Genomic DNA, 12,846 nt, shown 5'->3' on the forward strand with positions numbered 1-12,846 from the left:
GGTTTTTTCTTGCCGTTGCAGGCCGTAGGATGGCGCTTTCTTTCCCGCAAGGAATGCCCGATGACGCCTCCCGCCCTGTTGATCATCGACCAGCAGAAAGGCATGCGTGACAGCCTGGAGCCGCGCAACAACCCCCAGGCCGAGCAGCGCATCGGCGAGCTGCTGGCCGCCTGGCGCCGGGAAGGCTGGCCATTGGTGCATATCCGCCACATCTCGCGCACGCCAGGCTCGCCGTTCTGGCCCGGGCAGCCGGGCGCGGAGTTCCAGGACGCCCTGGCGCCGCTGGAGCACGAGCACGTGGTGGAGAAGAACGTCCCTGACGCCTTCATCAACAGCAGCCTGGAGCGCTGGCTGCGCGTGCGAGGCATCGAGGCCGTGGTGATCTGCGGCGTCAGCACCAGCAACTCGGTGGAGGCCACGGCGCGCACGGCGGGCAACCTGGGCTTCGCTACCCAGGTGGTGGCGGACGCCTGTTTCGCGTTCGCCAAGCGCGATTTCAACGGCGTGCAGCGCAGCGCCGAGGAGGTCCACGCCATGTCCCTGGCCAACCTGCAGGGCGAATATGCGCAGGTACTCACCGCGGACGCGCTGCGGCAACGGCTGCCTTTGGGCTGAGTCCTTGCCAACCGGCCGTCACCCCTGTGCATCCGTGCAATTGAAGGAAGTCGATTTTTCCGGTATTTCCCCTGAAATTCCTACGCAAGATTCGCCTTGGCATCTTGTGTGGTGAAAAAATAGGGCGTAATTTTCACGCGCGTTTCATCAGTGTCAGGATAACCATTCTTATCAGCCGCTAACCCCCCAGGAATCACCCCTGCATGTCGTTGCACATCTGCATTCTGGAAACCGACATCCTCCGCCCCGAACTCATCGACCAGTACAAGGGCTATGGCTGGATGTTCCAGCAACTGTTCGCCAAGCAACCCGTTCCGGCCGAGTTCAAGGTCTACAACGTGGTGGAAGGGCATTACCCGCCCGACGATGAAAGGTTCGATGCGTACCTGGTGACCGGCAGCAAGGCGGACTCCTTCGGCACTGATCCCTGGATCCAGACCCTCAAGGACTACGTGCTCAAGCTCTACCAGCGCGGCGACAAGCTGCTGGGCGTGTGCTTCGGCCACCAGTTGCTGGCGCTGGTGCTGGGCGGCAAGACCGAGCGCGCCAGCCAGGGGTGGGGCGTGGGCATCCACGACTACCGCATCGAAGAGCAGCCGGAATGGATGAGCCCGTCGCTGGGCGATGGCCTGACCCTGCTGGTCAGCCACCAGGACCAGGTCACCGAACTGCCCCACGGCGCGCGTCGCATCGCTTCCAGCGACTTCTGCCCCAACGCCGCCTACGCCATTGGCGACCAGGTGCTGTGCTTCCAGGGCCACCCGGAGTTCCAGAGCGACTATTCCCAGGCGATCCTCGAGCTGCGCAAGCACATCTTCAGCGAGCCGGTGTTCCAGTCGGGCATCGACAGCCTCGCGCGCCCGCACCAGGGCACCGCGGTGGGTGAATGGATGATGCGTTTCGTCCAGCAAGGGCGTGACGAGAAGAAGAAAAGCGCGGCCTGATTCCTGCCGTGCTGACGGAAAACGCCGCTCATAGGAGCGGCGTTTTCGTTTGCGCGAGGCGGTCTCGCCAAAGCGCTTTTGTAGGATGGGTGGAGCGCAGCGATACCCATGCTGTCGGTGCACGAAATCGATGGGTATCGCTGCGCTCCGCCCATCCTACGTCGAGGTTCCTGGGCTCCTCGAGTGGTTGCTGTCAGAGCCAGTCCGCCTGCTTGAAGCTGATGTACAACCCCACGCAGCCCAGCGCCAGCAGCCCCATGATCAGGAAGTAGCCGTAGTGCCAGTGCAGCTCCGGGATGTATTCGAAGTTCATCCCATAGATGCCCGCCACGGCGGTGGGGAAGGCGAGGATCGCTGCCCACGCGGCAAACTTGCGCTGCACCACGCTCTGCCGGGACGACTCCAGCGCCAGGCCGACCTCGATGGTCTGGCTGGCCACGTCGCGCAGGGTGGTGAGGTCTTCCAGCAGGCGGTTCACGTGGATCGCCACGTCGCGGAAGTACGGGCGCATCTGCTTGTCGATGAAGGGGAAGTCCAGCCTTTGCAGCTCCTGGCAGATCTCCACCATCGGGGCGGCGTAGTGCTTGAGCCGCAGTACCTCGCGGCGCAGGCCGTAGATCTTCTCGATCTGCTCCTGGGTCAGCGATTTGCGCAGCACCTGTTGCTCCACCTCCTCGATTTCCCCGCGGATAGCCTCCACCACCGGTTCGTAGTTGCTCATCACGAAGTCGAGCAGGGCATAGAGCACGAAGTCGGTGCCGTGGGCCAGCAGCAGCGGGCGCGCTTCGCAGCGTTGTCGAACCTGGGCGTAGGACTGGGAGAAACCGTGACGCGCGCTGATGATGTAGCCGATCCCGGCGAACAGGTGGGTTTCGACGAACATCAATCGGTTATCGGCGCGGACTGGCGAATAGATGACGATGAACAGCGCATCGCCAAAGGTCTCCAGTTTCGGCCGGCTGTGCTTTTCCAGCGCATCGGAGACGGCCAGTTCATGAAGGTTGAACTGCCGTTGCAGGTTGAACATTTCCTCTGGCGTCGGCTCCTGCAGGCCGGTCCAGACGAAGTGGTCGGGCTGGCAGGCCCAGCGATAGCCGTCCTCCAGCGCGATGTCGGAGACCTTGCGGCCCTTGCTGTAGACGGCGGAAGCGATGACTCGGCCCATGGCGAAGCCCACCCTGCGGCGATGGAGTCTGGGGTCCTGGTGCAGGGTTCAGTGTTGGACAGCCTGGCGCAACGCGCCAGCGGGGCTCGCATCAGGAGTGCGGGGTGAGGGCGTCCTGCAGCCCTTGCAGCGCAACGGGGACCGCCTGGTTGAAGCGCTGGAACAGGTCGCTGCGGTCGACGTTGTCCACCGGGGCATGGCGCGCACCGTCGAAGCCGGCGCTGAGGGCGGTGACCACCAGGATGACGATGGTGTAGAGCCCCAGGGCGGCGAGGGCGCCATTGCGGGCGTAGCGGTGGGCTTGACGGTTCATGCTGGCAACTCGGGTCCGGGGAAGTGATGGCCCAGTGTCGCTTTGGTCATTTCGATTGAATAACGATGCCGGTTGCTTCCGGGTATCAGGCAAATTGATAGATGGCTTCGCCTTGACCAGGCGCAGGGGCGGTAGCGGGAGGCTGTCGGATGTTTCCGGGACTCTGGCGGGCTTCATGGCTGCTTGACCCTCGTCAAGGAGGGGGAAACTGCCCGGCGTAGCGTGGAAATCAGGTGGTGGCGCGAGGCTGCCACGGATTTCCCGAACGCAAGGAACTTCCCATGATTCGATACGTTGAAGGCGACATTCTGCTGAGCAAGGCCCAGGTCATCGCGCACGGCATTGCGCCGCAGGACCATTTCGACAGCGGCCTGGCGCTGGAGCTGCGCGAACGCTGGCCGTCGATGGTGCGCGACTACCGCCACGCCTCGCATTCCAACGCGCCGAAGCCGGGCTCGATCTGGATCTGGTCGGGCGTGGATGCCGATGGCTCGACTCGCTGCATCGCCAACCTGCTCACCCAGGGCATGCAGGGCGACGGGCGCGCGGCCAAACCGGCCGGGGCGACGCTGGAGAACGTCGGCCACTGCCTGAAGGAGCTGGTCAAATACCTCAAGGGCGAGCGTGTCGGCAGCGTGGCGCTGCCCTGCCTGGCGACCGGTGTCGGCGGGCTGGACTGGAAAGAGGTCAAGCCGCTGGTGGAGCGCTACCTGGGCGAGTTGGACATCAACGTGGTGGTCTATGAGACCTATCGCCGTGGGATAGCGGCCGCCGAAAAACTCTGAGCCTGCGTCATCGTCCCTGGAAGGCCCGGCATCACGCCGGGCTTTTCGCGTCGGGCGGGACTGCATGACGTCACCTGCGGTGGGCGGCGGCTGGGATGTGAAGGTTTCAGCCCTGCTTGGCGGCGGCTTCGACGTTCACCTGGCTGGCGGACTGCTCGGCCTGCTGTTGCCCGATAGCGGCCTGGGTCATGTGAACCATGCGGTCCTGCATCAGCGAGGATTCCTCGGCGAAGCTGGCCTGGGCGGCGAAAGCGGTAGCGGCGGCCAGCACGCTGGCGGCAATGATGTTGAGTTTCATGATGAACACCTCCGGTTGGTTTGCTTTGGGTTCATCCATAGGTTAATGCGTAATAATTTTCGAAAAAGAGCAAATAGGCTTAATCAGTGTTGCCCTTTAGGTAACAGTCGTAAAAAGAAAAGCCCGGCACATGGCCGGGCTTTTTGTGTTCGGACGGTCAGGCCAGGTGTTGCTTGTCCAGCTCGATGGACTTGTCGAGGGTTTCCAGCAGGTGCTTGCGCACTTTGAGCTTGGTGTTGCGGTGCGCGGTCATGTTCAGCTTCTTCAGGTGCTGCGCGGCTTCCAGGGCGGCTGCGTGCAGCTGTTCGGCCGGGACGACCTTGTCGAGGAAGCCGGCGTCCACGGCGTCGCGCGGGTTGAACATCTCGGCGTTCACCACCGAGCGGGTGAAGGCGGAACGGCGCAGGCGGTCACGGGCCAGCTCGATGCCGACGTGGTGCATGGTCATGCCGATGGCCACTTCGTTGAGGCCGATCTGGAACGGGCCATCGACGCCGATGCGGTAGTCGGCCGAGAGCAGGATGAAGGCGCCCTTGGCCACCGCATGGCCGGTGCAGGCCACGATGATCGGGAAGGGGTGGGAGAGCATGCGGCGGGCGAGGGTGGAACCTGCGGCCACCAGGTTCACGGCGTTTTCCGGGCCGGAGGTCATCACCTTGAGGTCGTAGCCGCCGGAGAGAATGCCCGGCTGGCCGGTGACGATGACGATGGCGCGGTCTTTCTCCGCCTGGTCCAGGGCCTGGTTGAAGGCTTCGATGACCGCCGGGGAGATGGCGTTCACCTTGCCGTTGTTCAGGGTCAGGGTGGCGATGCCGTCTTCGAATTGGTAGCTGATCAGCTCACTCATGGCAGAGAGTCCTGGGTTGGAAGCCGTGGGTTGAAAGTGGGCCAGAACATACTGGCGCAGGCCCGGGGCGTAAAGCGTTTTGACTGACTGGTAAGTCAGCCGCATGCCATAGAAATCGGGCAATTTCTGTGCGCTGTGCACGCAAATTCCGACGACTCCAATGGAGAGGTCTGAGGCGTACTGTTAAGCTGCCAGTATCCCTGCGTCCCGCTCTTGCACAATCCAGGATGTGCCTGCCATGTCGAAGCTTCTCAAGTGGTCCCTGTTTGCCGTCGTTGCGATCGCCCTGATCATCAAGGCGTCGCTCTGGCTCTCCGTTCGCAGCGTGGTGAATGACGCCATCGCCCGCGTCTCGCCGTTCATGGAAATCACCTATGGCGGCATCTCCTCGTCGTTCGACGGCCGGGTGGGTCTGCAGAACGTGGTGATCCGCGTGCCGGCGGCCAACGACAGCCTGAAGGTCGCCCATGCGCAGCTGAAGTTCAATGGCCTGCGCGAGCTGCTCAGCTTCAAGGAGCGCCTGGGCGAGGGCAAGCTGCCGGAACAGATGGCCGTGGACCTCAAGGGCGTCGAATTGCAGATTCACGGCCCGTTCATGCAATCGCTGTATGCGCAGCCTGCCGAGAAGAGCGCCTTCACCGCGTTGAGCGAAGTGGCCTGTGGCAGCGTGCGCAATATCGGCGTCGACGAGCTCCTGCAGATGGGCTACCGCACGCTCGAGTCGGACATCGAGTTCTCCTACCGTCTGCAGCCGGGCGCGCAGACCCTGACCTTCGACCTGCGCAGCGACACCCGCGACATGCTCGACATGCACACCAGCATGACGCTGATGAACGTGTCCGAGCGCCCCGGCGACATGCGCGTGAATCCCCCGCGTGTGTCCCAGGTCGTGGTCGAGATGAACGACAACCAGTATCAGCGCCGCGTCAGCGAGTTCTGCCGGAGCAAGCTCGGCGTGGACCAGAAGGCCTACACCGCCATGGCGCTGGAGCAATTCGACAAGGCCCTGCGCCTGCAGCGCATCGCCCTCGACAAGCCGCTGCTCGATGCCTATGGGCGCTACCTGGCCGACCCGCGCTCGCTGCGCGTGGAGCTGACGCCTACCGAAGGCATGGCCTGGGGCGGCCTGGAGTTTTTCGAGCCCAAGGATGTGATCCAGATGCTGCGCCCGGTCGTGCTGGTCAACCAGGAATCGGTGACACCGCTGGGGTTCGCCTGGGTCGACCCGCTGAAGAAAAAAATCACGCCGGAAAGCCAATATCAAATGGTTTCGGCCCCGGAAACGGTTGAGTCGCAGGCCAAAACGCAGCAATATGAGTTCGTTAACGTTGAAAGCCTTGCCCAGTACACCGGCAAGCGCCTGCAGTTCATCACGTACGATGGTGCCTATTACCAGGGTGTGCTGCACAAGGTGGAGAACGGTCGAGTCTATATCACCGTCCTGATGGGAACGGGTTCGGCAGAAATGTTCCTCCGCCTGAACAAGATCAATCAGGTGCGGGTCATGTTGTAAGCCCCCGGAAGGAGAGAGCAAGTGAGTGAGTCGTTGTCCATCCAGCATGATGAAACCAGCCACCAGTTCGTCACGACGGTGGATGGTCATCGCGCCTATCTGGCCTACATGGATCTGGGCAAGCAGACGCTCGACATTTACCGCACCTTCGTTCCTGACAGCCTGCGCGGTCGCGGCATCGCCGCCGCCCTCACCGAGCATGCGCTGCAGTATGCCGAGCGCGAGGGCTACAGCGTCATTCCGTCGTGCTCCTACGTCGAGCGCTACCTGGAGCGCCGCCAGCGCCACACCGATACTGCGCTCTGACAGGTACGACATGAAAAAGCCCCGCTGATGCGGGGCTTTTTCATGGGCAGCTCTTTGGTAGGAGCGAGCTGGCTCGCGAACCGCTGAGGCCGGTGCCGTGGGAGACTCCATTCGCCAGCAAGGACTAGGCGTCCCCCTCGGTCCTTCGAAGAGCCAAAGAAAAAGCCGGGCATTTGCCCGGCTTTTCGTTCGTGCCTGAAGCTTCAGCCGCGCTGACGCTTGGGCAGCACGTCCTTGAGCTTGGCGCGCATGCTGCGCACGGCCTTCTCGGTGGTGTCCCAGTCGATGCAGGCGTCGGTGATCGACACGCCGTATTGGAGCTGGCACAGGTCCTTCGGGATCGGCTGGCTGCCCCAGCCCAGGTGGCTTTCCACCATCAGGCCGACGATGGAGTTGTTGCCTTCGGCGATCTGGTTGGCGACGTTGTCCATCACCAGCGGCTGCAGGGCCGGGTCCTTGTTGGAGTTGGCGTGGCTGCAGTCGACCATCACGTTCAGCGGGATCTTCGCCTTGGTCAGTTCCTGCTCGCACAGGGCGACGCTGACCGAGTCATAGTTCGGCTTGCCGTTGCCACCGCGCAGCACCACGTGGCCGTATGCGTTGCCCTTGGTGGTGACGATGGAGACGCCGCCTTCCTGGTTGATGCCCAGGAAGCGGTGCGGGCTGGAAACCGACTGCAGCGCGTTGATCGCCACGGTCAGGCTGCCGTCGGTGCCGTTCTTGAAGCCGACCGCCGACGACAGGCCGGACGCCATCTCGCGGTGGGTCTGGGATTCGGTGGTGCGCGCGCCGATGGCCGACCAGCTGATCAGGTCCTGCAGGTACTGCGGCGAGATCGGGTCGAGCGCCTCGGTGGCGGTGGGCAGGCCCATCTCGGCGAGGTCGCGCAGCAACTGGCGGCCGATGTGCAGGCCGTCCTGGATCTTGAAGGAGTCATCCAGGTACGGGTCGTTGATCAGGCCCTTCCAGCCAACGGTGGTGCGCGGCTTCTCGAAGTACACGCGCATCACCAGGAACAGGGTGTCGGAGACTTCCGCGGCCAGCACTTTCAGGCGCTCGGCGTATTCGTGGGCGGCCTTGATGTCGTGGATCGAGCAGGGGCCGATCACCACGAACAGGCGGTGGTCCTTGCCGTCGAGGATGTCGCGTACGACCTGGCGGCCGTGGGCGACGGTGCGCAGGGCGGCGTCGGTCAGGGGGATTTCGCGCTTGAGCTGCTCCGGCGTGATCAGGGTCTCGTTGGAGGCAACGTTAAGGTCGTCGATCTGTAAATCAGCCATCGTGGTACTCAATCAGGTCACGGGTGCCGGCCGCCAGAAATCCCCATGCGATGGGGCGCAGGCATTGGTGTCGCTAAGGGGAACCCGAACCTTAACCGTTCAGGCGTCGCCTCGACAATGGCTCGCTTGAGGAAAATGCCCGCAACACGGGGATTTGCGCGACTTTCTGCCCGCCGCCGATCAGACCGCGCAAAACATCGGGAAGTCCGCGGCGTTCTGCGCGATCCATTCCAGCGCCAGCTCCTCGAACGGCAGGCTGCCGCCGCTGGCCTGTTCGCGCTGCCGCCGGTACTGCTCGATCCGGCAGACCTGCTCGACCATGCGCGCGCGAAACAGCGTGTCTTCGTCGATGAAGGCGATGCCCACCCAGTAGTCGTTCACCTGCTTGCGGCTCCAGGCGATCACGCCGGCGTAACGCGCGGCATCGCCCAGCAGGGGAATGCGCAGTTCGATGGAGGTGCCACGGCGAAAGCCCCGCGGTGAATTGCACGCAACGCCGCCGAGGCTGATATTGTGCAACCGCTGGCGCGGCAGGAAGGTTTGCTTGCGGATGACCAGCTCGACCGGAAAATCGCACGGGTGGCGCAGGAACTGACGCATGACGGAACGCTCCGACTGCAATCTTTATCGTGGTGGCACTGTGAGTATAGTGCCGGCCCTGGAGCTGACCGACCTGGATGCCGACCGCCGGCTGCTGGAGTTGCCGGGGGTGTCGCTGCTAATTTTCACCGGCGAGGGCTGCTCCACCTGTCGCTGGGCGAAGGATGCGCTGCCGCAGTTCGACCTGCCGGTGGATCGTCTGTGCTGGATCGACGCCGGACACAGCGGCGGGCTGGTCGAGCGCTACGAAGTCTTCCATCTGCCGTCCCTGTTCCTGGTGCGCGACGGCCATTTTCATGGCGCCGTCCACGCGCCGCTGCGCCCCGAACCCCTGATTCACGCCCTGCGCGCTGCCCTGGCGCGCCCTGCTGAGGAGTTGCCTTGATGAGTCTGCGAATCGGCATCATCGGAACCGGTGCCATTGGCGGTTTCTATGGTCTGATGCTGGCCCGCGCCGGCCATGACGTTCACTTCCTGCTGCGCAGCGAATATCCCGCCGTGGTGCAGAACGGCCTGCGCCTGAACAGCCAGGTGCACGGCGCGCTGAGCCTGGCGCCGGTGAACGCCTACGACGACGTGGCGAAGATGCCGGCCTGCGATTGGCTGCTGGTGGGCGCCAAGGCCACCAGCAATGCCGACCTCGCGCCGCTGATCGCGCGCGCCGCCGCGCCGGGCGCCAAGGTCGTGCTGCTGCAGAACGGTCTTGCCGTGGAGGACCAGCTGCGTGCGCTGCTGCCCGAGCATCTGCATGTGCTCGGTGGCTTGTGCTACATCTGCGTGCACCGCGCCGAGCCGGGTGTCATCGAACACCAGGCCCTGGGCGGGGTGAACCTCGGCTACCACAGCGGCCCGGCGCTCGAGGCCGAGGCCCGCCAGGCCATCGTGGAAGAGGGCGCTGCGCTGTTCCGCAGCGCCGGCCTGGACTCCAAGGCCATGCCCGACCTGGTCCAGGCGCGCTGGCAGAAGCTGGTCTGGAACATTCCCTACAACGGTCTCTCGGTGCTGCTGGACAGCGGCACGCGGGCGATCATGGACAACCCCGACAGCCGCGCCCTGGCGGCGGAGCTGATGGAGGAGGTCGTCGCCGGCGCCGCCGCCTGCGGCTACTCGCTGCCCCAGGGCATCGTCAGCGCCATGCTCAGCTCCACCGACGCCATGCCGGACTACCTGCCCAGCATGTACCATGACTTCGCCCAGCGCCGGCCGCTGGAGCTGGGCGCGATCTACACCGCGCCGCTGGAGGCCGCACGCCGGGCAGGGCGCGAATTGCCGAAGATCGAAGCGCTGTATCGCGCGCTGCGTTTCATCGACGCGCGCAACCAGGCACGCTGACGAGCACCGGGGGGAAGCATGGCGAAAGGGCTGGGCGACAAGCTGGTGGTGGCGATTTCCTCGCGGGCGTTGTTCGACCTGCGCGAAAGCCATCAGGTTTATGAACGCGAAGGCGTCGAAGCCTATCGCCAGTACCAGATCGCCCGCGAGGACGACGTCCTGCCTCCGGGAGACGCCTTTGCCCTGGTGCAGAAGCTGCTCGCCCTCAACGGCGGCACCGACAGTGCGCCGGTGGAGGTCATCCTCGTCTCGCGCAACAGTGCCGACACCGGCCTGCGCGTGTTCAACTCCATCCAGCACTATGGCCTGGGCATTTCCCGCGCCGCCTTCGTCGGCGGCCGCAGCCCTTATCCGTACCTCAAGGCGTTCAACTGCCACCTGTTCCTCTCCACCCATATCGAGGACGTGCGCAACGCCCTGGACGCCGGCTTTGCCGCGGCGACCATCCTCTCCGGCGGCACCCGCCGGGAGGCCAGCGGCGAACTGCGTTTCGCCTTCGACGGCGATGCGGTGCTGTTTTCCGATGACTCCGAGAGGGTGTACCAGCAGGGCGGGCTGGAGGCCTTCCAGACCCACGAGCGGGAGTCCGCCCGCGAGCCGTTGGGCGGCGGCCCGTTCAAGCCGTTCCTGGCGGCGCTGAACCGTGTGCAGCAGGCCTTCCCGCAGGAGTCCTGCCCGATCCGCACCGCGCTGGTCACCGCGCGCTCCGCGCCGGCCCACGAGCGGGTGATCCGCACCCTGCGCGAGTGGGACATCCGCCTCGACGAGTCGCTGTTCCTGGGCGGACTGAACAAGGCAGCGTTCCTCGAAGCCTTCGCCGCCGACGTGTTCTTCGACGACCAGCCGCTGCACTGCGAGAAGGCGCGGGACGTGGTGGCGACCGGCCATGTTCCCCACGGCGTCAGCAACGAGAAAAAGGTCACCGGCTAGCCGGCTGGCCCCGCAGCCGGCTTCGCGGAGCAATTCGCGTTCTCCTGCTACGCTGCTGGATAGGCCCCGCCGCGCAGGCAGTCGAGGAGGCCGCATGATCCGAACGATTCTCTACGCCACTGACCTCGGTCTTTACGCCCCCTATGTCCTTCAGCACGCGCTTTCGCTGGCCCGTGCGTATTCCGCCGAGGTGTACGTGGTGCATGCGGTGGAGCCGCTGGGGCTGTTCGCCGAGTCCGTGCTGCAGACCTACCTGGACGAAGGCACGCTGAACGAGATGCGCACCAATGGCCTGACCAATGTCATGGGCAGCATCGAGCAGCGGGTGATGGAAGGGTTCCGCGACGAGCTGGGGGAAGCGCGCCCGGACGCCGAGCTGATCCGCTCGGTGCGCGTGGTGCAGGGGGATGCGCCGATGGTGATTCTCGACGAGGCCAAGCGCCTGGGCGTCGACCTGATCGTCGCCGGCAGCCATAGCCATGGGGACGGGCTGAACACGCCTTTGGGGCGCACCGCCGCGCGCCTGGTGCAGCTGGCCGAGGTGCCGGTGTACCTGGTGCCGATGCTGCAGCATCGTTGAACGCTTTGTGACGATACGTCGATGAAGCCCGGAATTTCCGTGGGGCTTTAGACGAATGGCATGCACGGCAAAAAAAAACGTCTAGTTTTATTCCTTAAACCATTAATATGGTTATAAAACGACAAGCCCCTGATCGCGGGTCGCGACATCATTTCGAGGAAAGTCCATGAAGCTTCAACAACTGCGCTATATCTGGGAAGTCGCGCACCACGATCTGAACGTTTCGGCCACCGCGCAAAGCCTCTATACCTCCCAGCCCGGCATCAGCAAGCAGATCCGCCTGCTGGAGGACGAACTGGGCGTCGAAGTCTTTGCCCGCAGTGGCAAACACCTGACCCGCGTTACCCCGGCCGGCGAGCGTATCATCACCACCGCCGGCGAGATCCTGCGCAAGGTCGAGAGCATCAAGCAGATCGCCCAGGAATTCTCCAACGAGAAGAAGGGCACGCTGTCCATCGCCACCACCCACACCCAGGCGCGCTATGCGCTGCCCGGCGTCATCAGCGGTTTCATCAAGCAGTACCCGGACGTCTCCCTGCACATGCACCAGGGCACGCCGATGCAGATCGCCGAGATGGCCGCCGACGGCACCGTCGACTTCGCCATCGCCACCGAGGCGCTGGAACTGTTCGGCGACCTGATCATGATGCCCTGCTACCGCTGGAACCGTTGCGTGATCGTGCCCCAGGGCCACCCGCTGACCAAGGTGCCGAAGCTGACCCTGGAACTGCTCGCCGAGCAGCCCATCGTCACCTACGTGTTCGGCTTCACCGGCCGTTCCAAGCTCGACGAGGCGTTCAACCAGCGTGGCCTGGTGCCGAAGGTGGTGTTCACCGCCGCCGACGCCGACGTGATCAAGACCTATGTGCGCCTGGGCCTGGGCGTGGGCATCGTGGCCCACATGGCGGTCGATCCGAAGCTGGACAGCGACCTGGTGATGCTGGATGCCAGCCACCTGTTCGAATCCAGCGTGACCAAGATCGGCTTCCGCCGCGGCACCTTCCTGCGTGGCTTCATGTGCGACTTCATCGAGAAGTTCGCCCCGCATCTGACCCGCGACCTGTTGTCGAAGGCGGTGCAGTGCCACAACAAGACCGAGCTGGACGAGCTGTTCGAAGGCATCGAGCTGCCGATCTATTAATCGCACGGCGCCGCTCTCTCGGCGCTGGGCTCACAGGAAACGCCGCGATTCCCGAAAGGAGACGCGGCGTTCTTGTTTGGCTTCCAGGGTGGGGCGCAAATGCACCCTGTAGGAGCGAGCTTGCTCGCGAACGGGTTCACCGGCTACACCAGTGTTGGGCGGTTCGCGAGCAAGCTCGCTCCTACAAAGGCGCCGTG

Annotated in this window: 16 protein-coding genes; 10 read left to right on the top strand and 6 right to left on the bottom strand. The window is 64.1% G+C overall.

What is annotated here, in order from left to right; all coding sequences use genetic code 11:
• The first annotated feature begins 60 nt into the window (after positions 1-60).
• On the top strand, positions 61-615 hold the full coding sequence (locus tag ACNFIA_RS20335) for a cysteine hydrolase family protein (protein ID WP_416788151.1): 555 nt from the start codon (positions 61-63) through the stop codon (positions 613-615).
• Between the two features lie 203 nt (positions 616-818).
• The gene (locus tag ACNFIA_RS20340; RefSeq protein WP_416788153.1) at positions 819-1,559 is read left to right on the top strand and encodes an amidotransferase; all 741 of its coding nucleotides are present in this window, start codon (positions 819-821) and stop codon (positions 1,557-1,559) included.
• Positions 1,560-1,752: 193 nt separating this feature from the next.
• Here the strand turns inward: ACNFIA_RS20340 and ACNFIA_RS20345 are convergent, their stop codons facing one another.
• Both ACNFIA_RS20345 and ACNFIA_RS20350 read right to left on the bottom strand, forming a co-directional pair.
• Positions 1,753-2,724: a magnesium and cobalt transport protein CorA gene (locus tag ACNFIA_RS20345; RefSeq protein ID WP_416788155.1), complete on the bottom strand. Its 972-nt coding sequence runs from the start codon at positions 2,722-2,724 to the stop codon at positions 1,753-1,755.
• 91 nt (positions 2,725-2,815) lie between these two features.
• On the bottom strand, positions 2,816-3,037 hold the full coding sequence (locus tag ACNFIA_RS20350; protein WP_416788158.1) for a hypothetical protein: 222 nt from the start codon (positions 3,035-3,037) through the stop codon (positions 2,816-2,818).
• 281 nt (positions 3,038-3,318) lie between these two features.
• Between ACNFIA_RS20350 and ACNFIA_RS20355 the strand changes: the two genes are divergently transcribed.
• Positions 3,319-3,822 (top strand): macro domain-containing protein, encoded by a 504-nt coding sequence (locus ACNFIA_RS20355; protein WP_259754131.1) that lies wholly within the window; start codon positions 3,319-3,321, stop codon positions 3,820-3,822.
• A gap of 106 nt (positions 3,823-3,928) precedes the next feature.
• Here ACNFIA_RS20355 and ACNFIA_RS20360 read toward each other — a convergent pair whose 3' ends face one another.
• Both ACNFIA_RS20360 and ACNFIA_RS20365 read right to left on the bottom strand, forming a co-directional pair.
• Entirely contained in the window at positions 3,929-4,120 is a 192-nt protein-coding gene (locus ACNFIA_RS20360) for a hypothetical protein (protein ID WP_259754132.1), read from the bottom strand.
• A gap of 157 nt (positions 4,121-4,277) precedes the next feature.
• The gene (locus ACNFIA_RS20365; protein WP_416788160.1) at positions 4,278-4,967 is read right to left on the bottom strand and encodes a crotonase/enoyl-CoA hydratase family protein; all 690 of its coding nucleotides are present in this window, start codon (positions 4,965-4,967) and stop codon (positions 4,278-4,280) included.
• 238 nt (positions 4,968-5,205) lie between these two features.
• Between ACNFIA_RS20365 and ACNFIA_RS20370 the strand changes: the two genes are divergently transcribed.
• On the top strand, positions 5,206-6,480 hold the full coding sequence (locus ACNFIA_RS20370) for a hypothetical protein (RefSeq protein WP_259754134.1): 1,275 nt from the start codon (positions 5,206-5,208) through the stop codon (positions 6,478-6,480).
• Positions 6,481-6,501: 21 nt separating this feature from the next.
• A complete protein-coding gene (locus ACNFIA_RS20375; protein WP_259754135.1) occupies positions 6,502-6,786 on the top strand; it encodes a GNAT family N-acetyltransferase in 285 nt (94 codons plus the stop codon).
• A 203-nt stretch (positions 6,787-6,989) separates the two neighbouring features.
• Here ACNFIA_RS20375 and ACNFIA_RS20380 read toward each other — a convergent pair whose 3' ends face one another.
• The gene (locus tag ACNFIA_RS20380) at positions 6,990-8,066 is read right to left on the bottom strand and encodes a 3-deoxy-7-phosphoheptulonate synthase (RefSeq protein ID WP_259754136.1); all 1,077 of its coding nucleotides are present in this window, start codon (positions 8,064-8,066) and stop codon (positions 6,990-6,992) included.
• 180 nt (positions 8,067-8,246) lie between these two features.
• Positions 8,247-8,666: a PilZ domain-containing protein gene (locus ACNFIA_RS20385; RefSeq protein WP_259754137.1), complete on the bottom strand. Its 420-nt coding sequence runs from the start codon at positions 8,664-8,666 to the stop codon at positions 8,247-8,249.
• On the opposite strand from ACNFIA_RS20385, the gene ACNFIA_RS20390 reads away from it, so the two are divergent.
• The 5 genes from ACNFIA_RS20390 to cysB all read left to right on the top strand — a co-directional run bounded on the left by ACNFIA_RS20390 (position 8,665) and on the right by cysB (position 12,649).
• Positions 8,665-9,051: a thioredoxin gene (locus tag ACNFIA_RS20390; protein WP_259754139.1), complete on the top strand. Its 387-nt coding sequence runs from the start codon at positions 8,665-8,667 to the stop codon at positions 9,049-9,051. The genes ACNFIA_RS20385 and ACNFIA_RS20390 overlap by 2 nt on opposite strands.
• Positions 9,051-9,998, top strand: coding sequence for a putative 2-dehydropantoate 2-reductase (locus tag ACNFIA_RS20395; protein ID WP_416788163.1), 948 nt, complete (start codon positions 9,051-9,053; stop codon positions 9,996-9,998). Before ACNFIA_RS20390 ends, ACNFIA_RS20395 begins: the two co-directional genes overlap by 1 nt.
• A gap of 18 nt (positions 9,999-10,016) precedes the next feature.
• Positions 10,017-10,928, top strand: coding sequence for a 5'-nucleotidase (locus ACNFIA_RS20400; RefSeq protein WP_416788165.1), 912 nt, complete (start codon positions 10,017-10,019; stop codon positions 10,926-10,928).
• A 94-nt stretch (positions 10,929-11,022) separates the two neighbouring features.
• The gene (locus ACNFIA_RS20405) at positions 11,023-11,508 is read left to right on the top strand and encodes a universal stress protein (protein ID WP_259754143.1); all 486 of its coding nucleotides are present in this window, start codon (positions 11,023-11,025) and stop codon (positions 11,506-11,508) included.
• 166 nt (positions 11,509-11,674) lie between these two features.
• Positions 11,675-12,649, top strand: a complete 975-nt coding sequence (gene cysB, locus ACNFIA_RS20410) for an HTH-type transcriptional regulator CysB (RefSeq protein ID WP_259754144.1) — start codon at positions 11,675-11,677, stop codon at positions 12,647-12,649.
• The last annotated feature ends 197 nt before the right edge of the window (positions 12,650-12,846 follow it).

The sequence above is a fragment of the Pseudomonas sp. NY15437 genome (assembly GCF_048068435.1).
In the GTDB taxonomy this organism is placed as follows: domain Bacteria; phylum Pseudomonadota; class Gammaproteobacteria; order Pseudomonadales; family Pseudomonadaceae; genus Pseudomonas; species Pseudomonas nitroreducens_B.

Coding starts and splice junctions, on each gene's coding strand:
- ACNFIA_RS20340 (WP_416788153.1), top strand. CDS start 819: ATGTCGTTGCACATCTGCATTCTGGAAACCGACATCCTCCGCCCCGAA.
- ACNFIA_RS20385 (WP_259754137.1), bottom strand. CDS start 8,666: ATGCGTCAGTTCCTGCGCCACCCGTGCGATTTTCCGGTCGAGCTGGTC.
- ACNFIA_RS20335 (WP_416788151.1), top strand. CDS start 61: ATGACGCCTCCCGCCCTGTTGATCATCGACCAGCAGAAAGGCATGCGT.
- ACNFIA_RS20350 (WP_416788158.1), bottom strand. CDS start 3,037: ATGAACCGTCAAGCCCACCGCTACGCCCGCAATGGCGCCCTCGCCGCC.
- ACNFIA_RS20395 (WP_416788163.1), top strand. CDS start 9,051: ATGAGTCTGCGAATCGGCATCATCGGAACCGGTGCCATTGGCGGTTTC.
- ACNFIA_RS20355 (WP_259754131.1), top strand. CDS start 3,319: ATGATTCGATACGTTGAAGGCGACATTCTGCTGAGCAAGGCCCAGGTC.
- ACNFIA_RS20390 (WP_259754139.1), top strand. CDS start 8,665: ATGACGGAACGCTCCGACTGCAATCTTTATCGTGGTGGCACTGTGAGT.
- ACNFIA_RS20345 (WP_416788155.1), bottom strand. CDS start 2,724: ATGGGCCGAGTCATCGCTTCCGCCGTCTACAGCAAGGGCCGCAAGGTC.
- ACNFIA_RS20360 (WP_259754132.1), bottom strand. CDS start 4,120: ATGAAACTCAACATCATTGCCGCCAGCGTGCTGGCCGCCGCTACCGCT.
- ACNFIA_RS20400 (WP_416788165.1), top strand. CDS start 10,017: ATGGCGAAAGGGCTGGGCGACAAGCTGGTGGTGGCGATTTCCTCGCGG.
- ACNFIA_RS20370 (WP_259754134.1), top strand. CDS start 5,206: ATGTCGAAGCTTCTCAAGTGGTCCCTGTTTGCCGTCGTTGCGATCGCC.
- cysB (WP_259754144.1), top strand. CDS start 11,675: ATGAAGCTTCAACAACTGCGCTATATCTGGGAAGTCGCGCACCACGAT.
- ACNFIA_RS20365 (WP_416788160.1), bottom strand. CDS start 4,967: ATGAGTGAGCTGATCAGCTACCAATTCGAAGACGGCATCGCCACCCTG.
- ACNFIA_RS20380 (WP_259754136.1), bottom strand. CDS start 8,066: ATGGCTGATTTACAGATCGACGACCTTAACGTTGCCTCCAACGAGACC.
- ACNFIA_RS20405 (WP_259754143.1), top strand. CDS start 11,023: ATGATCCGAACGATTCTCTACGCCACTGACCTCGGTCTTTACGCCCCC.